This is a genomic window from Neisseria sp. S1, assembly GCF_048060015.1.
Classification (GTDB): domain Bacteria; phylum Pseudomonadota; class Gammaproteobacteria; order Burkholderiales; family Neisseriaceae; genus Neisseria; species Neisseria arctica.
On the sequence record NZ_JBLUPI010000007.1, the window covers coordinates 68,823 to 89,262 of the forward strand.

A 20,440-nucleotide genomic window follows, 5' to 3' on the forward strand; every position below is an offset into this window, starting at 1 on the left:
TTGCAAAACTTGACTTTGATTAAAATTTGCAGTATCTTTTGAAGATTAATTTTATGCGCCGATTTGACACAGCTTGCGGGCGCGAAAACAGCTAAAGCGTGCGGTTGAGATGCCGTAATGCCGTATATAATTTTTGGCCCGCTGTGTTACACAACGGGCTTTGTTGTTTTTGGATGGGTTATGATTATTCTGGACAACGTTTCCAAACGTTACCAACATCGCGACAAATCATGGTTTACTGCCGTAGAGCCGACTACCTTGTCTATCGAGCAGGGTGAAGTATTCGGCTTGATGGGTTATTCGGGAGCCGGCAAATCGACGCTGTTGCGTCTGATTAACTTGCTTGAACGTCCCGATACTGGAAAAGTGGTGGTGGACGGACAGGAACTTACGGCGCTCAATGCTGCCGATTTGCGCCGTGCGCGCCAAAATATCGGCATGGTGTTCCAGCAGTTCAATTTGTTAAGTAACCGAACCGTAGCCGACAATGTTGCATTTCCTTTAGAAATTGCCGGTTGGACGGGTGACAAAATCAAGCAGCGCGTAACCGAATGCTTGGAAATCGTTGGTTTGGATGATCGTGCCGGCCATTATCCTTCCCAACTGTCAGGCGGGCAAAAGCAGCGTGTAGGCATCGCCCGTGCATTGGCGCCCAGCCCCAACGTGATCTTGGCTGATGAACCCACTTCGGCATTGGATCCCGCTACTACCCGCAGCGTATTGGAATGCTTGCAAGACATTAACCGCCGCTTCAATGTAACGATTGTCATCGTTACCCATGAGATGAGCGTTATCCGTCGCCTGTGCGACCGTGCGGCTTTATTACACCAAGGTAAACTGCTGGAAGTGGTGGATGTGCGCGACAACCGGATTCATGCCCAATCTGAAATTGGCCGCGAACTGATTCAGGAGGATTGAAATGGCCGATATCACTTTTGCACAAGCTGTCGCCACAATCAGCGGGATGCGCGGCGAAATTATCCAAGCCCTGTGGGAAACTTTTATTATGGTCGGTCTTTCCACAACATTCGCCACTATTTTCGGTACTCTACTCGGCGTATGGTTGTTTGTAACGGCAAACCGCCAGCTGCATTACAGCCGTCCGATTAATCTGGTGTTGGATAATCTGGTCAATCTGATGAGGGCATTTCCGTTTGTAATTCTTATGATTGCCATGATTCCGGCCACACGCGCTATTGTCGGCAGTACCATTGGCCCTGTAGCGGCCTCGCTGGTGTTAAGCGTATCCGGTTTATTTTATTTTGCCCGTTTGGTTGAGCAAAACCTGCGTGAAGTACCGCGTGGTGTGATTGAGGCAGCCAGTAGTATGGGGGCGACACCGATGACGATTATTCGTAAGGTATTGTTGAACGAAGCCCGAGCGGGTATGGTTTCCAGCATTACCGTATTGGCTATCGGCCTGCTGTCATACAGTGCGGCGGCAGGTATGATCGGCGGCGGCGGTTTGGGAGATTTGGCCATTCGTTACGGCTATTACCGTTACCAGACCGAAGTTATTATTTTTATCGTTGCTATTTTGGTATTATTGGTAGTGTGTATCCAGAGTTTGGGCATGTTTATCGCCCGTAAGTTGGATAAGAGATAATTGTAGGTATCAGATTCAGCATTAAGATAGCAGGTCGCCGGAATATTTTGTTTTCAGACGGCCTCGGAATAATTTATATTTAATCAAACAAAACATTGCATTCATTTCAAGGAGATATATTATGCAAGCCAACGTTTTATTGAAAACTTTCTCTGCCGGCGTATTGGCATTGGCACTGGCGGCATGCGGTGGTCAGAAAGAAACTGCTCCCGCCGCTGCTTCGGCTGCTTCTGGTACGACTGATACCTCTGTTGATAAAAAAGAAATTGTTTTCGGTACAACAGTGGGTGATTTCGGTGATATGGTAAAAGACCAAATCCAGCCTGCATTGGAGAAAAAAGGCTATAAAGTAAAGTTGGTTGAGTTTACCGATTATGTTCGCCCGAACTTGGCTTTGGCCGAAGGTGAGTTGGATATCAATGTGTTCCAACATAAACCTTATTTGGATAATTTCAAAAAAGAGCATAACTTAGACATTACAGAAGTATTCCAAGTGCCGACCGCTCCCTTGGGTCTGTATCCCGGTAAGCTGAAATCATTGGATGAAGTGAAAGACGGCAGCAGCGTATCCGCACCGAACGATCCTTCCAACTTCGCCCGTGCTTTGGTTATGTTGGATGAATTGGGCTGGATTACTTTGAAAGAAGGCGTAAACCCGCTAACTGCTTCTAAAAACGATATCGCCCAAAATCTGAAAAATATTAAGATTGTTGAACTGGAGGCAGCTCAGTTGCCGCGTAGTCGTGCAGACGTTGACTTTGCAATCGTAACCGGCAATTATGCTATGAGCAGCGGTATGAAGTTGACCGAAACCTTGTTCCAAGAACCTAGCTTTGCTTATGTAAACTGGTCTGCTGTGAAAACTGCTGATAAAGACAGCCAATGGGTGAAAGATGTAACCGAAGCTTATAATACTGATGAATTCAAAGCTTATGCGCACAAGCGTTTCCAAGGTTACAAATATCCTGCGGTTTGGGGTGAGCAAGCCGTTGCCGGAGCTTCTGCTGAAGCCGCCTCTGCGGCATCCGCTGCCAAATAAGCTATATTTTCCGGTTGATAAAAACGCCTGTCCTGTTAGGAGAGGCGTTTTTGTTTATCATCTATATTTGAACAAAGATTTAGATGCCGATAAAAAGGTTATTGATTCGATGCAGAATCGTTATGTCGACTTGAGGAAATGACTCGGCGATTTACAGGTTTTACCAGTAGAATATATATCTGAAGCTGCATAATGGTGATATATGCCGTCTGAACATTTCAGGCGGCATATATCAATCAGAATAAATAGAAGGGCATATTGCGCGGAATGTGTTGTTGGAATTTCGAATCAGGACGATTTGGCAGCAGTTTCGTGGTCGCGCAGAATTTTTTCATATACAGGGCCGGGTAGGTAGCGGCGTACCATGTCGCGCCAACCTTCGGGGCCGACCATGCCTTTAACCATAGTTGATGATACTTCGGCAAATTCCCGAGGAGGCATCAGCAATACGGTGGAGATTTGGGGCTGCAAATCACTATTGATATAGCGCATTGAGCGTTCATATTCATAATCTGAAGCTGTTCGTATGCCGCGCACAATAAATTGGGCATCGATGCTGTATGCATAATTTACTAAAAAACGATTACCAAACGAAGTAATACGTACGTTTGGAAACTCTTTGGTAATGGCCTCCAGCATTTCAATGCGTTCTTGTATGCTGTATGTGCTGCGTTTGTCAGGATTAACGCCGATGGCAACGATCAATTCGTCAAATAAAGCTTGTGCTTCGCGTATCATCCATAAATGGCCGTTGGTAGGGGGGTCGAAGCTGCCGGCATAAACCGCGCGACGGATAGTTTGGTTCATATTGATACGATGTTATTTAATGCAGATTGCAGCATAAACGCCCAAACTGATGATGTCAAAGAAAATGCCGCCTGAAGGTTTTTCAGACGGCATTTTTATTTAATAACTTTTAAAAACAGCTCATATATCGTATCGTCGTATAGAGGCTATTTTGGGGTGCTGCTTAATCTTCACCGGTGAGAGAGGTCAAGATATGCAGCAGGCTGCTAAAGATATTGTAAATTGAAATGAAGATGGTTAAAGCGGCACTGATATGGCTGGTTTCGCCACCGTCAATTACAGTGCGGATTTGATACATAATCAGTAGTGAGCTGAAAATCACAAAGCCGGCAGAAATCGTGAGGCTTAAAGCGGGAATTTGCAGGAAGATATTCGCAATTACGCCAACCATCAATACTACCGCTCCAACCGTTAAGAAACGACCCAAAGACTGCATATCGGCGTTGGTGCGTCTTGCTAAGGCAGACATGGTAAAGAAAACCGCTGCTGTCATGACTGCCGCAATACCGACTATTTGTGCGCCATTGCTAAAGCTCAATGTGTATTGAAGAAGAGGACTAATCAATACGCCCATGCCGAAAGTAAATACCATAAGCAAAGCAGCGCCGGTATTGCTATAGCGGTTTTTTTCAATCAAAAAACACATGCCGTAGAAAAAGGCGAAGAATACGCCTAAAGCTACCCAACGGTTGCCAAATAAACTGAACAGGCTAAAGCCCATTTGGTTGCTTAAAAATGCGCCGAGGGCACAGGGGATAAATGATAGACCTAGTAGGCCATAGGTTTTTTGCAGTACGGTATTTTTTTGTACTGCGCCGGGGGCGGCTGGTTGTGTGTAATCGTAAACGTCGCGTTGCATGGCGTTTGCTTCCTTTTATTTAGATAGTAAGTACGTTGTTGAAGAAAAATGATTTTAACAGCAAATCATGAAAAATGTTGAAAAATTCTCTCAAATAAATGTGAGTTCCTAAAAATTTTATCAGAATAGTTTATTTATGTTGGTATTGGACATGAGCCGGAAAAATATCATGTGGCGGTACATTTCGCTTACTTCAAAAAATTAGGGGAGTTTACTGAAAATACAAGAAGTTGGAAGAAAGTAATTTACTTATGTAGGATAATGGGTGGAGTAATTTCGTATTGAACCATCTTTCTGGTAACGGGATGCTACATTTCTTTCAATCTTAAATGATTGAAGAAATTAAGAGTATTTTTAGAGCTTGTATTTAATTGGGCGATATGTGCAAAATAAGGCTGATTTGTTGGCAATCCCAAGCTATAATCCGAGAATGCCGTGTAGAAACGGCTTGTGCTGCTGATGGCAGACAATATGAAATTCAATTCATTTATCAAGGTAAACAGACCGTCACTTAGGAGAAAAGATTATGACTGCTGCAAATAATTACGAGCGCGTACAGCACGCAGGTTTGCGTGAAAAAATTATGAGCGCGGAGCAGGCAGCCGAATTCATTCAAAACGGTATGAATGTAGGTATCAGTGGCTTTACCGGTGCAGGCTATCCTAAAGCTGTGCCAACAGCGTTGGCAAAGCGCATGGAAGAGGCGCATGCACGTGGTGAGGAATTCGGTATCGGCATGTTGACCGGTGCTTCTACCGCAGATGAGTGCGACGGTGTATTGGCGCGTGCGCAAGGTATCAAATTCCGCACGCCGTTCCAATCTGATCCCACTTTGCGCAAACAAATTAACGCAGGCGCTACCAACTATATTGACGTGCATCTGTCTCACTTGGAGCAGCAAGTGCGCTACGGCTTTTTTGGAGAAATGGACGTTGCGTTGATTGAAGTAACCGGTATTTTGCCTGATGGCCGTTTAATACCTTCGTTGGGTATCGGTACTAATAACCAATGGTTGAAGTCTGCGAAAAAGGTGATTGTTGAAGTTAACAGTCGTCAGAACATTTTGCTTGAAGGTATGCACGATATTCATCCCGATATCGGTGTGCCGCCGAATCGTAAACCGATTCCGATTACCGCACCGAATGACCGCATTGGCTCCCCTTATTTGGAATGCGATCCGGATAAAATCGTTGCGGTGGTATTAACCGATTTGCCTGATCGTAACAGCAAATTTGCTGATCCGGATGATAATTCGAAACGCATTGCCGCCCAAATTATCGATTTCTTCTCTCATGAAGTGAAAATGGGCCGTATGCCGAAAAACCTTTTGCCGTTGCAATCAGGCGTGGGTAACGTAGCCAATGCCGTATTGGCAGGTTTGCAAGACGGTCCCTTTGAAAATCTGACCGGCTATACCGAAGTTTTACAAGACGGCATGTTGGATTTGATTCTTTCAGGAAAAATGTTGTCTGCTTCGGCAACCGCATTGTCATTCAGCCCTGATGCGCTTGATCGTTTTAATGCCAATATTGAAACATTGAGATCAAAAATCATTCTGCGCCCGCAAGAGGTTACAAACCACCCCGAAGTGTCGCGCCGTTTAGGTGTGATTGCGATGAATGCAATGATCGAGTGTGATATTTACGGTAACGTAAATTCTACCCACATCATGGGAACCAATATGATGAACGGTATTGGTGGTTCGGGCGACTTTGCACGCAATGCCTTCTTGTCTTTCTTTGTGACACCTTCTGTCGCAAAAGACGGTGCGATTTCTTGCATCGTACCGATGGTGTCGCATCACGACCATACCGAACACGATGTGATGGTATTGGTAACAGAGCAAGGTTTGGCTGATTTGCGTGGTAAGTCTCCGCGTCAACGTGCCAAACTGATTATTGAAAATTGTGCGCATCCGGATTATCGTCCGATGTTGAAAGAATACTATGAGCGCGCTGAAAAAGCAGGTGGTCTGCATACTCCTCATGTTCTGAATGAGGCGTTGTCATGGCATCAGCGTTTTGTAGAAACTGGTGATATGCGCATCAAATAAGTATCAGAATTGCTTGATTAAAACCTCTGCCTAGGCAGAGGTTTTTGCTTCATGGAGATGATATTAAGATTTTCAGGTATAGTTTCTTAATTGTTACTTATGATCTGGGTATTTTGATTAAGTTATTGCCAAATAAATAATCGATAAGAAGGGCCGTCTGAAAGTTGACTGATGCCAACATACTAGATTATTCAGTTTTTTGTATATATGAAGCATAGAATTTCTGTGGTCGAATAAATTCTAGGCCAGTATTTAAAAATGTTTGGTTACGCTAGTTATTTTCGGCGGAGATAAGTAAAACCAAGCCATATGGTGATGGCTTGGTTTGATTTTTATTGGCTAATCAAAGAAGTTACTCTTGGGGTGTATAGCCTTGCACATGGTCGGCTCCATCGCCGAAGAAATAATTTTCCATTTGCTGTGCAAGATATTGACGGGCACGGGGGTCTGCCAAGCTCAAACGGTTTTCATTAATCAACATGGTCTGATGACGTGTCCATGCCTCCCATGCTTCTTGTGATACATTTTCAAAAATACGCTTCCCCAACTCATTGGGAAGAGGTGCGAATTTCATACCGGGGGCTTCTTTGCCCAATTTCACGCAGTGAACCATACGGGTCATGGTGTCGTTCCTTTGAGAATGATTCAGACGGCTTTTATTTTAGCCGAATGCAGACAACCTGTATATTGTGGGATTTAGATCCGATAAACAAATACTTTGGATTTGCGTCCGCTATCATCATATTCGCGGCGACGCTCGGTGGGCAGTTGGTCTACCGAAGCCGTTTGGAAGCCGCGCTCGATGAACCATTCGCCAGTATGGGTGGATAGGGCAAAAAGAGTATGGATACCGCGTGCTTTCGCTTGGTTGATCAAATGCTCAAGTAAGAGTTCACCGTACCCGCTATCTTGTGCTTCGGGTGAAACGACTAAACAAGCCAATTCTCCCACACCCGCTTCATCAAAGGTTTTCAAGATGACACAGCCGTAGATATGACCGTCGTGTTCTAATACGGAAAATTCGCTAATGTGGTTTTCAAGATATTCACGGCTGCGGCGCAATAGAATACCGGACTCTTCCAAGGGGCGTATTAAGGTAATGATGGCTGCAATGTCGCTGCTGGTAGCCTGACGAATGTTGATAAACGGGTTTCGGGCAATAGATGTACCTGCGCCATGCCGTGTGAATAGTTCGCGAATCAGGCTGCCGTCTTGGAGGCCGCTAAGTATTTGTGTGCGGCTTACACCATTTTCGACAGCATTGATCGCATGGCCGATAAGGCGGCGTTGTTGGTCATGGATACGGTCTGAGTTTAAATATTCTTGTGCTTCGCGGGCAGAGAGGTTGTCGAGTAACAGGCCTTGTTTATCGAGAATACCTTCCTGCTCGGTCAGGTAAATCAATTTTTCGGCGGCTAAGGCGATGGCAACTGCCTCGGCAATATCACCCATGCTGAGATTGAAAGTTTTTCCGCTCAGAGAATAGCCGAGCGGGCTGATTAATACCAATGTGCCGTTATCCAAATATTGGCGGATGGCTTCAGTATCAATTTTACGGATACGGCCGGTATAGCCCATATCTATACCGTCGATTACACCCAACGGGCGAGCAGAAACCATATTGCCGCCAGCTGTGCGTAGAGGTTTATTGCGATAAGGAGAAGGTGCGATACCTACAGCTAATGCGGCTTCTATTTCGTAACGCAGCATACCGCTGGCTTGTTTGGCACGAATAAGAGTGGTTTCATCGGTAATGCGGCGGTTGTTGTAATATTCCGGAGTAATGCTGTCTGCTTCGAGTAGGCTATTGATTTGGCTTCTCGAGCCGTGTACGACTACAAGTTTCACACCTAAGCTAGCCAGCAGGTTTAGGTCGGATGCGATCGAACGTAGGGTAGCTCCCTCTAACAGTGTGCTGGAGATGCCGATAACGAGAGTTTTGCCCCGTAGATAGTTAATATAGGGGGCGGCTTCACGAAAGTCGGGAACGAAAAATTCGGAATGACTCATTTTCGGCTTAGCGCAGTAAGAAAAGGTAGAAAAGTTGCATGATCAATACGGTAAGGGCCACCATTGAAGCCATGGTCCAGTTGAAGCCTTCTTTGGCATCTTTTTGTGAGGTGGCCTGATTGGTGGGTTCTCGTTTGGCCGTAGTAGTCAGCATATTATCGAGCAAGTCGGCAATTTCGTGCTTGCTCATGGTTTTTTGCTTGCGGACTTGAGGGCCTAGGCTATGAACCAGCTTTACGTCGGTGATGGCATTAGGTAATTGGCCTGGTTTGACATTTTTAGGCATCTCGCGGGTATGGTGTTTGGCTTGGAACAAACCTTCGCATTTGCTGCACACGACATAGCCTTGGGCAACATTAAGTTGGTTGTCTTTAACCCATAGCTGGGTTTTACAGTGCGGACACACGCTGACTGGCATAATCGGCTCGGCCTTTTGAATCAAGGATATATTATTTTAAGGGGTTTCTGAGTTTGTGTATATCAACTACCGCCTGAGAAAAAGGCGGTTAGGTATTACTCTACGCCATACCGTTCGCGGTATTGCCGAACAGGTTCTAAGTAACTTCCAAACTCTTCATTATTGTGTAAGAGGGTGAATAAATCGTTGAGATTTGCAATGGAGATAACCGGCAGACAGTATTGTTGCTCGACTTCTTGTACCGCCGAAAGCTCGCCGGTGCCTTTTTCCATGCGGTCAAGTGCAATCACAACGCCTGCCGGTTCGGCGTTTTCACCTTGAATCAATTTTACTGATTCGCGTACGGAAGTTCCGGCAGATATGACATCATCGATAATCAATACCTTACCTTGTAGCGGTGCGCCAACCAATACGCCGCCTTCGCCATGGTCTTTCGCTTCTTTCCGGTTGTAGGCAAAAGGTACGTTTATCCCTTTTTCGGCCAGCATCATGGCTGTAGCGGCCGCCAAGATAATGCCTTTATAGGCAGGGCCGAACAGCATATCAAATTGAACTTTACTGGCAATAATGGCTTCGGCATAAAATTTGGCTAGTGCCAAGGTTCCGGCGCCATCGTTAAATAGACCGGCATTGAAGAAGTAAGGAGACTGACGGCCGGCTTTGGTGGTGAATGAACCGAAACGCAAAACATCTTGGCTGAGAGAGAATTTTAAGAAATCTTGGCGGAAATCAGACATAACGGTCTTTCTTCAAAATAACAAAGGGTAGGGCAAATATGGTCGATTATAGCAAATAAAGAATATGCGTATGGGGTTGTAGCTTTCAGACGGCCTTGGGTACTTCTTAATTATTATTTTGGAGGGTTGGGAATTTTCAGTGTCCGCCGCCGCCTCCGCTGCCGAAGGGCGGTTTGGCAAACCATACTACGGTAATCATGAGAATAAACAAAATGCTTCCTGCCCAAAATATTTCGTTTGAGCCGATTAAAAAGCCCTGTTGGGAAATGGTGCGGGCTATCGTCCCGTATGCTTGTGTATCATTCATGCCCAGTTGTGCCATACCGTTTAATGCCTCGCGTGTGGCATCGGAATAGGGTGTAATATTTTCCGCCAATTGGGTATGATGAAGGGCTTCGCGTTTTTCCCACATCGTGGTTACCACAGATACGCCGACACCGCCCATAAATACCCTTAGGAAATTTGATAAGCTGCTTGCGGCGGCGATTTGGGAGCCTTTCATATTGGAAAGTGTAATGGTGGTAAGCGGCATGAAAAACATAGCTACGCCCAAGCCTTGCCAGAATTGCGGCCAAACTACGTTGCCGAAATCCATACCGGAATAGAAGGTGGTGCGCCAATAGAAGGTGCCGGCAAAAACCAGAAAGCTGGCACTTACCAACCAACGCATGTCGAGTTTTCCGCCGAAGCGTCCGATAATAGGGGATAAAATGACCGGCAGAATGCCGACGGGTGCAGCCGCCAGCCCCGCCCAGGTGGCGGTATATCCGAGGTGCCCCTGTAATACTAGCGGTAGCAGGGTGAGCGTTCCCATGTAGAGCATAAAACCTAGGGAAATAGTGATGACGCCCACGGTAAAATTACGGTCTTTGAAGAGTGATAAGTCAACAATCGGATATTTTTCGCCCAGCTCCCATACGATAAAGTAGCCTAAGCAGACAGTGGCAATGACAGCCAATAAAATAATTTCTCCTGATGCAAACCAGTCTAATTCTTTGCCGCGATCAAGCATCATTTGTAATGCACCGACGCCGATAACCATTAAAACCAATCCTGTATAGTCGACAGGTGTCCGTTGTATTTCGGTTTCTCTGTGGCGCAGATGTTTCCAAGCAACTAATGCGGCAACCAGGCCGATAGGTACGTTGATAAAGAAAATCCAGCCCCAATGCCAATTATCGGAAATCCACCCGCCTAAGATAGGCCCCATTACCGGAGCGACAACGACAGTCATCGCCCATAAAGCCAGTGCCAATGTCCGTTTTTCGGGAGGATAAGATGCCATCAGCAAGCTTTGAGAAAGAGGTATGAGCGGCCCCGCGATAAAACCCTGTAATACACGGAATAACACCAATAAGCCCAAACTGTGGGCAATACCGCACAGCCATGACATAACAACAAAGCCAATGGTAGAAAAAACAAATACGCGTACTTCACCGAAACGACGGGCCATAAAGCCGGTGAGTGGAACTGAAACGGCATTGGCTACGGCAAAAGAGGTAATCACCCAGGTTCCTTGTGTCGTAGCCGCTCCTAAATCGCCTGCGATAACGGGAACGGCTACGTTGGCGATGGTGGTGTCCAGCACTTCCATAAAAACAGCCATACTCAATGCTAAGGTAACCAACACCAATGGAAGGCCTTTGAGTGGCGGGTGATTCATAATATTTTCCTTTGGATTTCAGACGGCCTGCCGGATAAGGGCTTGAAACAGCAGTCAGATAATTTTCATTACAACACTTTTTATTTTTAATAGAACGGCCTGTAAATTTTATTGGTTTGGGTAGAGAAGCGGGTTTCTTACAAAAAGGCCGTTTAAAAGCATAAGTTGCATCAGAAGAAGTTTGTGTTTGAAAATTGTTTGGCAAATCGGAATGGATGCTTTGCGGAATGTTACCGGAGATAAATCATTCAGACGGCCTTGTACATCAGCCAAGCGATTAAGTAATTCGGCAAATAAGGCCGTCTTTTTTATTGGGAAATACATTTTAGACTGAATATAACGGCAGCCTGATAAATTCTTATCCGGCCGCCTAAGGTATTTATTTTGCGTATTTTTCAAAGATTTGGTCAATCAGTGCATCTGCGGCAGCCCAGTCTACCGGGTCTGCTTCGGGGGCTGTTATATTTTTGGCTGCGGCAGCCGCCATGTTTTCGCCGTTTTCATTCTTGGTGTCGACTGTAACCGACATAGACAAACCGACCCGAAGAGGATTTTTTTGCAATTCTTGCGGATCCAAGCTGATACGTACCGGTACGCGTTGCACAACTTTAATCCAGTTGCCAGTAGCATTTTGCGGCGGCAGCATAGAAAAAGCGCTACCCGTTCCGGCCGATAGCCCCATAATTTTGCCTCGGTATTTGACTTTATTGCCATAAAGGTCAGAAGTCATGACTACAGGTTGGCCTATGCGCATTTTGCTTAATTGTACTTCTTTAAAGTTGGCGTCCACCCAAAGATCTTGTAAAGGAACAACAGCCATCATCGGTGCGCCGGGTGTTGTTTTTTGGCCGATTTGGATATTGCGTTTAGCGATTTGGCCTGAGGTGGGAGCGCGGATTTGGGTACGCTGAAGGTTTAACCAAGCATCTTTAATGTGGCTGACGGCAGTTTGTACTGCTGGCTGCTGGCGTAGGGGAATATTTTTACCTAATGCGGCTTGAACTGATGATTCTTGAGCCTGAACTGCTTTTAAAGCGGTTTGTGCCTGCACCACAGCGGCACGAGCATGGCTGAGTTCTTCTCCTGAAATAGCATCCGTGCCGGCCAAAGATTCGCGCCGGCGTAGGTCTGCCTGTGCTTTTGCCAAATCGGCTTTAGCGGCTAAAACCCGTGCTTGCGCTTCGGCATTGCCTGCATTTTGTTGTTGGTATTGGCGGATAGCCTGAATCAGTTCGCTTTGCGCCCTGTCGTATGCCAGTTGGAAGTCACTATCATCCAGTATTACCAAGACATCGCCTTTTTTTACGATATCAGTATCTTCGACAGCCACTTTGCGTACAGTTCCAGCTACTTGGGGGGTGATCTGTACCAAATGGCCGGCAACATAGGCGTCTTCAGTTTCTTCTTGGTGTTGCCAAACCAGCAGGTATATCAGTAGGAATCCGAGACCGATGATGATAAAAAAGAGAGTTAGCAGAGTCAGATTACGTTTACGGTGGCCGGATATGCCGGTTTTTCTAACGGTAATAGATCCCGGTTGTTCTGTTGCCATTTCGGTGCTTGGGGAAGAAGTATGATTGTTATTCATAGTGATATTCGGCTTTGTTTGGTTGTATTCTTTATTCACAACAGTGTCGGGACGATTGGTTTTGTGCGGCCGGCAGGTATCAGTTTGGAATCGATTTTGCGATGTTGTCGCCCGTTTCGTACTTGGTTGCCCCGATATGATTACTTTGAATTGTACGACTATTTGCGCTCCGCTGCCTTATACTATTTCGTTTGGTTAAGGCAATTGTATTCATTTTAATACGGAAATTTGAATACGGTTTATTCAAAAATGCTTTCAGACGGCATACATACTTTTCTGATGTATGGATGCCGTCTGAAAATAATTGGCAGAAGTTTATTTTATTCCGCCTTAAATCCTCCGCCAAGCTGTGCATGTAAATTGCTCCATGAGGTTAGCAAATCAGCTTGGATTTTTACACTTTGTTGCTGTTGTTGTAGTGCTGCGTCTTGTTTTTGCAGATAAGTGAGCTTGCTATCCAATCCGGCACGGACTCTACGTTGGCTGGCCGTGGCTGATTTGTTTGCGGTTTGCTCCGCACGCTTTTGCAAATTAGCTTGTTCTTGCAGTATTTGGTAATCACTGACCGCATCTGCCGTTGAGCGCATGGCATTCAATACGGTTTGGTCGTATAGGGCAATTTGACGGTTATATTCTGCGCGGCTCATGGCTAACCGTGATTGTAAGGCTCCTGAAGTGAAAATCGGTAAATTAACGGCAGGCAGAAGCCCCAGCATGGCGGAATTTTTGCCGTTTACAATATTGAAAGCGTCAATATGCGATAAGCCGGCCAAAAGCTTAAGTTCGATATTCGGGTAGAATTCCGCTTTCACTGCTGTGATGTCTTCGGAGCGAGAAAGCAGTAAAGCTTTTTGAGCGGCAATATCGGGCCTGCGGCTCAGTAAATCTGCCCGGATATTGTTGATGCGCAATGAAGGAGCATTTGAAATCGCCGTGGGTTGGAAGTTATCGAGTGCATTGGGAGCCTGCCCGCAGAGTGTTGCAAGACTGTGACGGAGACGGGCGCTTTGGCGTTGCAATTCAAGAAGCTGACTTTGCAAAAGCAGCTGAGCCTGCTCGGCAGGATATAAGGCACTACCAGGCAATAGTTGTGCTTGGATGCGTTGGCGTAATAGCGTTTCGGTTTCTGATGCGAGAGCGATTCGTTCTTGTAAGATTTTTTCTTGTGCAGAAAGGCTTTGTAAGCTGAAATATTGGGCGGCAACCGCTTGTGCAACTGTTAGGCGGGTTTGTTCCGCTTCATATGCAACTGCTTGTTTTTGTCCTAAAACGGAACGTATGCGGGCACGGTTTTTGCCCCAAAAGTCGAATACCCAGCTGCTTTGTACGGCCAAGTTGGCAAATTTTAAAGTATTTCCGGTATCGCCGTATGGTGAGGAGGGCTTGGGTGAAACGTAGATTCCTGCCCCTTGGGCGGTTAAACCGATTTGAGTTTTATCGGCGGCTTCGGTGATCCCCAGTTGGGCTTGCGCCTGATTAAAGCGGGCTTGGGCGGCGCGCAAGTCCGGTGAGGTTGCTAATGCGCGGTTAACCAATCGATTGAGCTGAGGATCATTTAGCTGCCGCCACCAGTATGGGGCACTTGGTGTGGAACGGCCTTTCGGCAACGAATACGCCGTTGGAGATTCCAACGGCGATTGTTTTCCAAGGGGTGCGCATGCTGCCAATAGTGATATTGCGCTTACCAGCGTTGCGCATCTTAGGATAAATAAACGGTTCATACAGTTTTCCAGCAATACTTCTGCCTGCGACCAAATCAGTTGTTCAGTCGGGTCAGTAGTTTGCTCAGCAGATGGTGCAGTTGGGTATAATCTTCTTCGGTAAATACGTCCCAGACATTATCGCCATTATCAGAAATCTTAGGCCAAATTTTCTGGATGAATGATTCACCTTCGGCAGTTAATTTTAGCACGATTTGCCGACGGTCTTGTTGGTTTATATGCCGTTCTACTCAGCCGCGCTCTACCATTTCGTCGGAAAGACGGGTAGCACTGGTACGGGTCAGATCCATCAAATCGCTCAGGCGGGAGGGAAGAATTTCACTGTTTGGGCTTACATATACCGCCATTACGGCAAACCAAAGGTTTTCATTAATGCCGTAAGCTTTCAGACTTTCATTCAGTTTGCTGCTCAAGCGTTCGGTAACAACACGAAGCATGCGCGTTGCCCGTGCCTGCGGTTCTGAAAATTGAGGCAGTCGCTCGGAAAGCAGGCGTAAAGCATTAGATAATTCGGCTTGTGAAAAACTCATATTTATTATCTCGAAAATTAGATTTAAGCAAAACCTAAGTTACATTAACAGTGGAAACTTCATGTTAGCAGAGGGTAAATGCAGGTAGGCTATAAAATAGATAATCGGTTAAGCTATGCAACAGGCGGTTTAATCACTTCTTGATTGTTTTATTGTAAGTTGTGTTGCGGGTTGCTTTTCTATTTTTAGCTTTCGCCAGGTTTTGGGAGTAATGTCAAAATACCTTTTTTTAGGGAAAGTGTATTTTGATCAGCGGAGTGCTCGTATATGGCGGCTTTCCTTAAGTCTAGTACTTGGGTTCGCGGTTGGTTGTCTGTTGTGCGCCAGCTGATGAGATAAAGGGTGGGAGATACTGTTGTGATGGCTGCATGAGTACGGTATATGCTGCCTTGAGTAATTGGGGTGAGGAGAATTTCATTATCAGAAACAACGGTAAAATTATAACGTTCGTTGCCGAAATCAATACGGTATGTTCTGCCGGCAGCTGGGAAGGGAGATTGATCGTTGTTTGCAAACGGACTTGATGCAATAGCAGTATTTTCGGGTACTGGTAAAGGAGAAGAGTGTTCAATTTTAATTGAAAATGCAGCATCTGTTTGGGGCATAGCTACTGTGGGGGCTGCTTCTTTTTCAATGCGGACGGGAAAGGTGATATCGGGAGTAAGGATCTTATATTCTAGGCCCCAAGCTGGTAATGCCGCGGCCCAAATACCTATACCGTAATAAATGATTGGTCTAAACATAGTGCAACTCATGCTCCATTGAATTTGTTTTGTTTATAAATTAAATACATTGTATCTCCAGTTAGACTTTTGGATTTGAATTTAGTTTCTATACTTTACTAATAAAATAGCATTAAGAATTATTATTTTATTTTTCATAAAAATGATGCAGTTATATTCTGTAACAAAAGTATTTTTGCATATTTATTGCATTAATGTTTGGGGGTGGATTAGGAATTTTCCTACGTTAGGATGGTGTTTCTATATTCCATAAAATGGAAAATAGGAGTATTAAAATGCCAATTATTACAGTTTGAATTAAATATGGAGACGTAAAATTTATGTGTTATCGGTTTAATGCTATAATTTAAAAATTGCACTTGTGGTTCGAGAACCTCCCACATAAAAAAACTAAGGAAATTGATATGTCTAGAAGTGAACAGGAGTTAGGCGGGATTACTTTATTGGGTGATAATAATACCCAATATAAAACCGAATATGCTCCGGAAGTACTGGAAGCTTTTGACAATAAGCATCCGGATAATGAATATCTCGTTAAGTTCGTATGTCCTGAATTTACCAGCCTGTGCCCGATGACCGGGCAGCCGGATTTCGCCACTATCTATATCCGTTATATTCCTGACGTGAAAATGGTGGAAAGTAAATCACTCAAACTCTATCTCTTTAGTTTCAGGAATCAAGGTGATTTTCATGAAGATTGTGTGAATATCATCATGAAGGATCTGATTTCGTTGATGCAGCCTAAGTATATCGAAGTACTGGGGGAGTTTACCCCGCGCGGAGGTATTGCCATTCACCCGTTTGCCAATTATGGGCGCCCGGGAACACGCTTTGAAAAAATGGCTGAAAACCGCCTCTTTACTTACGATTTGCCTTAAACAAAATTACCCGATTATTTTTTAAGCTTAAGTGAAATACCTCAATTGGTATGCCGTCTGAAAGTTTCTTTCCGGCTGCTTTTGTATGCCAATGATGAATGATAGAGGTATGCGGTTTACTTTATTCTGATTGAAAGATTGTTATGTATCATTTTACAGCGGAGCAACAAAGCAAGGCTTTGGTTTGGTTGTGCTTTTTTCATGTTTTAGTTATTGCTGCCAGTAATTATTTGGTGCAGTTTCCATTTGAAATTTTTGGTTTTCATACTACATGGGGAGCTTTTACTTTTCCCTTTATTTTTCTAACTACCGATTTGACAGTACGCATTTTCGGCCAATATTTGGCACGTCGGATTATTTTTTGGGTGATGCTGCCGGCCTTACTGTTGTCTTATGTGGTTTCGGTGTTGTTCAGCGAGGGAAATTGGATGGGCTTGGCCTCTCTGTCCAGTTTTAACACCTTTGTCGGGCGGATTGCCTTGGCTAGTTTTGCTGCTTATGTAGTAGGGCAGCTTTTGGATATTTTTGTTTTTAATCGCTTACGCCGTCTGAAAGCTTGGTGGGTTGCGCCCGCAGCTTCAACAGGATTTGGTAATGCGGTTGATACTTTGGTTTTCTTCAGTATAGCTTTTTACGCCAGTAGTGACAGTTTCATGGCGGCCAATTGGCCAGAGATTGCGTTTGTTGATTTCTTATTCAAACTGATTATTTGCGGTTTATTCTTTTTACCCGCATACGGTGTGATTTTGAAGTATTTGACGGTCAAACTGACGACTTTAAAGAAGAAAGAAGAACCTTTGTTTGAATTTACCTAACAACTGGCTTCAAGATTTTTTGTTGGCCTGTTATTTTGGAAAACCGGCTTTAGAGAGGCCGGTTTTCTTATTGCGGAAAGCTAAGCCATCCATATTCCGTTTTAAAAAAAAGATTGCCGCCATGTAAAATAAGCCAATTGCCACAAGGCCCAAGCACATACCAACATGCCGGCTATAAAACGGACATATTGTTGTTGCAGAAATCCTTTAAGTTGGCTTGCGAAAAAGCCCATTGCAAGCAAATTAGGTAGGGTGCCCAAGGCAAAAGCCAGCATATACAATCCGCCTTTTAAGGCACTCCCACTACCTAGTGCGTAAAGTGATGCGCTATATACCAATCCGCAAGGTAACCAGCCCCATAAAATACCGACTCCCAAACAAGCCGGTAGTGAGCGTATCGGTAGTAATTTGTTGAGCAGAGGATTTAAACGTCTCCATATCGGGCGGCCTAGGTTTTCGATTTTGCTGGCGGTGTTGGTAAGACCAGCCAGATACAGGCCTAACAGCAGTAGAAGTATATGGGCGGCGATGAATAAAATATTTTGAATGCTACGGGTTTGATCTAATGAAATACCGACTTGGCCTAGTACTCCGAGTAAGACACCTATAATCGTATAACTGGAGATGCGGCCGATATTAAGCAGTAAAATCAACCAAAAGCGCCGGATGTGCGATGGCAGCTGTAAGGCAAATGCGCTGGAGAGTCCGCCGCACATGCCGACACAATGTCCGCCCCCGAAAAAGCCGATTAAAAATAATGTAAATAAGGTAATGTTGCCGCTCATGGCTGTTGCCGCTTGGTTGGAATAATGATGAAGCAGTAGCAGTTATTGTAGCAATAATATCTTTAGGCTGCTGATTTGTGGACAGTGCAATACACATAAATTGTAAAGAGAATAATATTAAGGAAGTTCTTTTGGGGGAGATCTTGCATTTGATTTCCATGGAAGAAAGATCTATTAGATAGGTATATCCATATGTAAATTCGAGTAATTTTTACAAATGCTGCTTGAAAATTTGGCGGCTAAATGGAATCTTATAAACGAACCGGGCGTGGCTCGGGTTTTTAAATCTCTTAGGGAGTCTAAATTATGGGGCTGTTTAGCTTTGTTAAAAATGCAGGTGAAAAGCTGTTTGGTAAAGATGAAAAAGAAGTAGCGGCTGCGGCTGCTGCCAATGTGGCGGATTTGAACGGTAAAGCTTCTGCTGCGATCCAAACCTATATCGAAAAACAAAATCTCGGTTTAACCGGTTTGGCAGTATCTTTCGACGGTGCGACCGGCAAGGTTACCTTAAACGGTTCAGCACCTTCTCAAGAAGCTGCCGAAAAAGCAGTGCTGGCTGCCGGCAATGTAACCGGTGTGGCTGATGTTGATAATAATTTGGTATTCCCTGCTGCCTCTGCTGCACAATATCATGATGTGGTAAGTGGTGATACTTTGTCTGGTATTGCTAAAAAATACTATGGTGATGCCAACAAATATATGAAGATCTTCGAGGCCAATAAGCCTATGTTGAGTGATCCCAACAAAATTTATCCGGGGCAGAAGTTGCGTATTCCTGAATAAGCTCAGTTTATTGGATAACTAACGACCTTATCCTAAGGCCGTCTGAAAAAAGTTTCAGACGGCCTTTTTGTGTTCAGATGTTTTTGAATAAACCATATTGCTACGAAAATTTCATTCATTTTATTTTTAAGTGTTTTGTAGTGAAGCTAATTTGACATAAATTTATTTAAAGTAATTTTTTTTTAGAATTAAATTTTTTCAAATCATGTTTTAGGTATCGATTCCTGTAATTTTACCCAGTGCAATTTATTTTTTTTTCGCCTAATATTCGAAGCACAGACTATTTTGTTTGCCCGATAAGGATAAAAAATGAGCAAAACATATACTACTAAATTTTCATTGCTTGCAGTGGCTGCGATGGCTTTGGCCGCATGTTCGCCTGCCGAGCAGAAAAGTGCCGCTGCTACTGATGCCGCTCCTGCTGCCGGAACCGTAAAGTATGTAGCAATCACAGCCATTGTCGACCATCCTGCTTTGGAGAGTGTGCGTAAAGGTGTGATAGAGGAGCTGAAAACACAAGGTTTTGAAGAGGGTAAAAACCTGAAAGTCGATTTCCAATCCGCACAGGGCAGTACGGCTACAGCGGGGCAAATTGCGAAGAAATTTGCAGGCGACAAACCCGATGTGATTGTTGCCATCGCCACACCCAGTGCACAATCCATGGTTGCGGCAACCAAAACCATTCCGATCGTATATGCGGCAGTAACTGATCCAGTTGCGGCGAAACTGGTGCCGAGTTGGGAGGCTTCTAAAACAAACGTTACCGGCGTTTCTGATGAGCTGCCGTTGGAGCCGCAGATCGAATTGATCAAGAAAATTGTGCCTAATGTAAAATCCGTCGGCTATGTGTATAGCCCGGGCGAAGTAAATTCAACGGTCGTATTGGATCAGCTGAAAGCAGCCTTGATTCCTCAAAATATCACCGTAGAGGCTGCTCCTGCACAGCGCAGTGCCGATGTGCCGACTGCTGCCCGCAGCCTGAAAGGCAAAGCTGATTTGATCTATACTTCATTGGATAACAATGTGGTGTCTGCATTTGAGTCGCTTTACAAAGTAGCCGTAGAAAATAAGCTGCCACTTTTGGCATCTGATACCGGTTCGGTAAAGCGCGGTGCAGTAGCCGCATTGGGTGTTAATTATATTGATCTGGGTAAGAAAACCGGAGAAACGGTTGCCCGTATTCTAAAAGGTGAAAAAGCCGGCGATATTCCTTCTGTCCGCATGGACAAGCTTGATCTGATCGTGAATAAAAAGCATGCGCAAGAGCAAGGCCTGACTCTTTCGGATGAAGTTTTGAAAGAGGCGGCAGAGGTACAGGAGTAAAGCAGAACATTGGATGAGATTGCTGAAGGTTTTACGCAGTCTCTCGGAACCATAAAGGCCGTCTGAACGGAAATCATTATTC

19 protein-coding genes, 1 pseudogene and 1 riboswitch are annotated in these 20,440 nt (G+C 44.8%); of the genes and pseudogenes, 8 read left to right on the plus strand and 12 right to left on the minus strand.

Translation table 11 applies throughout. The features are described from left to right. Window positions 1–180 precede the first annotated feature (180 nt). The 3 genes from ACEPPX_RS06805 to ACEPPX_RS06815 all read left to right on the plus strand — a co-directional run bounded on the left by ACEPPX_RS06805 (window position 181) and on the right by ACEPPX_RS06815 (window position 2,645). Window positions 181–918: a methionine ABC transporter ATP-binding protein gene (locus ACEPPX_RS06805; RefSeq protein WP_416623445.1), complete on the plus strand. Its 738-nt coding sequence runs from the start codon at window positions 181–183 to the stop codon at window positions 916–918. A 1-nt stretch (window position 919) separates the two neighbouring features. Then, on the plus strand, window positions 920–1,606 hold the full coding sequence (locus tag ACEPPX_RS06810; RefSeq protein ID WP_416623446.1) for a methionine ABC transporter permease: 687 nt from the start codon (window positions 920–922) through the stop codon (window positions 1,604–1,606). 121 nt (window positions 1,607–1,727) lie between these two features. Beyond that, a complete protein-coding gene (locus ACEPPX_RS06815) occupies window positions 1,728–2,645 on the plus strand; it encodes a MetQ/NlpA family ABC transporter substrate-binding protein (protein ID WP_416623447.1) in 918 nt (305 codons plus the stop codon). Window positions 2,646–2,933: 288 nt separating this feature from the next. Here ACEPPX_RS06815 and coaD read toward each other — a convergent pair whose 3' ends face one another. Together coaD and ACEPPX_RS06825 are read right to left on the minus strand one after the other, a co-directional pair. Further along, on the minus strand, window positions 2,934–3,452 hold the full coding sequence (gene coaD, locus ACEPPX_RS06820) for a pantetheine-phosphate adenylyltransferase (protein ID WP_416623448.1): 519 nt from the start codon (window positions 3,450–3,452) through the stop codon (window positions 2,934–2,936). 163 nt (window positions 3,453–3,615) lie between these two features. Then, window positions 3,616–4,311: a Bax inhibitor-1/YccA family protein gene (locus ACEPPX_RS06825; protein ID WP_047760696.1), complete on the minus strand. Its 696-nt coding sequence runs from the start codon at window positions 4,309–4,311 to the stop codon at window positions 3,616–3,618. Between the two features lie 526 nt (window positions 4,312–4,837). Between ACEPPX_RS06825 and ACEPPX_RS06830 the strand changes: the two genes are divergently transcribed. After that, entirely contained in the window at window positions 4,838–6,364 is a 1,527-nt protein-coding gene (locus ACEPPX_RS06830) for an acetyl-CoA hydrolase/transferase family protein (protein ID WP_047760695.1), read from the plus strand. 352 nt (window positions 6,365–6,716) lie between these two features. Here the strand turns inward: ACEPPX_RS06830 and ACEPPX_RS06835 are convergent, their stop codons facing one another. The 9 genes and pseudogenes from ACEPPX_RS06835 to ACEPPX_RS06875 form a co-directional block, all read right to left on the minus strand. Beyond that, complete coding sequence (locus tag ACEPPX_RS06835) at window positions 6,717–6,986, minus strand: oxidative damage protection protein (protein WP_047760694.1); 270 nt, start codon at window positions 6,984–6,986, stop codon at window positions 6,717–6,719. Between the two features lie 74 nt (window positions 6,987–7,060). Continuing rightward, window positions 7,061–8,374, minus strand: a complete 1,314-nt coding sequence (gene argA / locus ACEPPX_RS06840) for an amino-acid N-acetyltransferase (RefSeq protein WP_416623449.1) — start codon at window positions 8,372–8,374, stop codon at window positions 7,061–7,063. Between the two features lie 7 nt (window positions 8,375–8,381). Beyond that, window positions 8,382–8,792 carry an MJ0042-type zinc finger domain-containing protein gene (locus ACEPPX_RS06845; protein ID WP_416623450.1) on the minus strand — a complete coding sequence of 137 codons (411 nt, stop codon included), beginning with the start codon at window positions 8,790–8,792 and terminating at the stop codon, window positions 8,382–8,384. A gap of 95 nt (window positions 8,793–8,887) precedes the next feature. Then, window positions 8,888–9,529 (minus strand): orotate phosphoribosyltransferase, encoded by a 642-nt coding sequence (pyrE, locus tag ACEPPX_RS06850; RefSeq protein WP_047760691.1) that lies wholly within the window; start codon window positions 9,527–9,529, stop codon window positions 8,888–8,890. A gap of 136 nt (window positions 9,530–9,665) precedes the next feature. Continuing rightward, entirely contained in the window at window positions 9,666–11,192 is a 1,527-nt protein-coding gene (locus tag ACEPPX_RS06855) for a DHA2 family efflux MFS transporter permease subunit (RefSeq protein ID WP_416623451.1), read from the minus strand. A 379-nt stretch (window positions 11,193–11,571) separates the two neighbouring features. Beyond that, on the minus strand, window positions 11,572–12,744 hold the full coding sequence (locus tag ACEPPX_RS06860) for an efflux RND transporter periplasmic adaptor subunit (RefSeq protein WP_416623512.1): 1,173 nt from the start codon (window positions 12,742–12,744) through the stop codon (window positions 11,572–11,574). Window positions 12,745–13,100: 356 nt separating this feature from the next. Continuing rightward, window positions 13,101–14,501, minus strand: coding sequence for an efflux transporter outer membrane subunit (locus tag ACEPPX_RS06865; RefSeq protein ID WP_416623452.1), 1,401 nt, complete (start codon window positions 14,499–14,501; stop codon window positions 13,101–13,103). Window positions 14,502–14,536: 35 nt separating this feature from the next. Beyond that, window positions 14,537–15,031, minus strand: a pseudogene (locus ACEPPX_RS06870) (MarR family transcriptional regulator). A 185-nt stretch (window positions 15,032–15,216) separates the two neighbouring features. Next, window positions 15,217–15,774: a MoaF-related domain-containing protein gene (locus ACEPPX_RS06875; protein WP_416623453.1), complete on the minus strand. Its 558-nt coding sequence runs from the start codon at window positions 15,772–15,774 to the stop codon at window positions 15,217–15,219. A 355-nt stretch (window positions 15,775–16,129) separates the two neighbouring features. Continuing rightward, window positions 16,130–16,174: riboswitch (PreQ1 riboswitch) on the plus strand. A gap of 4 nt (window positions 16,175–16,178) precedes the next feature. Here ACEPPX_RS06875 and queF point away from each other — a divergent pair. Continuing rightward, on the plus strand, window positions 16,179–16,652 hold the full coding sequence (queF, locus tag ACEPPX_RS06880) for a preQ(1) synthase (protein ID WP_416623454.1): 474 nt from the start codon (window positions 16,179–16,181) through the stop codon (window positions 16,650–16,652). A gap of 143 nt (window positions 16,653–16,795) precedes the next feature. Next, window positions 16,796–17,467 carry a 7-cyano-7-deazaguanine/7-aminomethyl-7-deazaguanine transporter gene (locus ACEPPX_RS06885; RefSeq protein WP_416623455.1) on the plus strand — a complete coding sequence of 224 codons (672 nt, stop codon included), beginning with the start codon at window positions 16,796–16,798 and terminating at the stop codon, window positions 17,465–17,467. Between the two features lie 101 nt (window positions 17,468–17,568). Here ACEPPX_RS06885 and ACEPPX_RS06890 read toward each other — a convergent pair whose 3' ends face one another. Beyond that, complete coding sequence (locus ACEPPX_RS06890; RefSeq protein ID WP_416623456.1) at window positions 17,569–18,252, minus strand: sulfite exporter TauE/SafE family protein; 684 nt, start codon at window positions 18,250–18,252, stop codon at window positions 17,569–17,571. Between the two features lie 306 nt (window positions 18,253–18,558). Between ACEPPX_RS06890 and lysM the strand changes: the two genes are divergently transcribed. Next, window positions 18,559–19,035 carry a peptidoglycan-binding protein LysM gene (gene lysM, locus ACEPPX_RS06895; protein WP_047760682.1) on the plus strand — a complete coding sequence of 159 codons (477 nt, stop codon included), beginning with the start codon at window positions 18,559–18,561 and terminating at the stop codon, window positions 19,033–19,035. A 309-nt stretch (window positions 19,036–19,344) separates the two neighbouring features. Then, a complete protein-coding gene (locus ACEPPX_RS06900; protein WP_047760681.1) occupies window positions 19,345–20,358 on the plus strand; it encodes an ABC transporter substrate-binding protein in 1,014 nt (337 codons plus the stop codon). The last annotated feature ends 82 nt before the right edge of the window (window positions 20,359–20,440 follow it).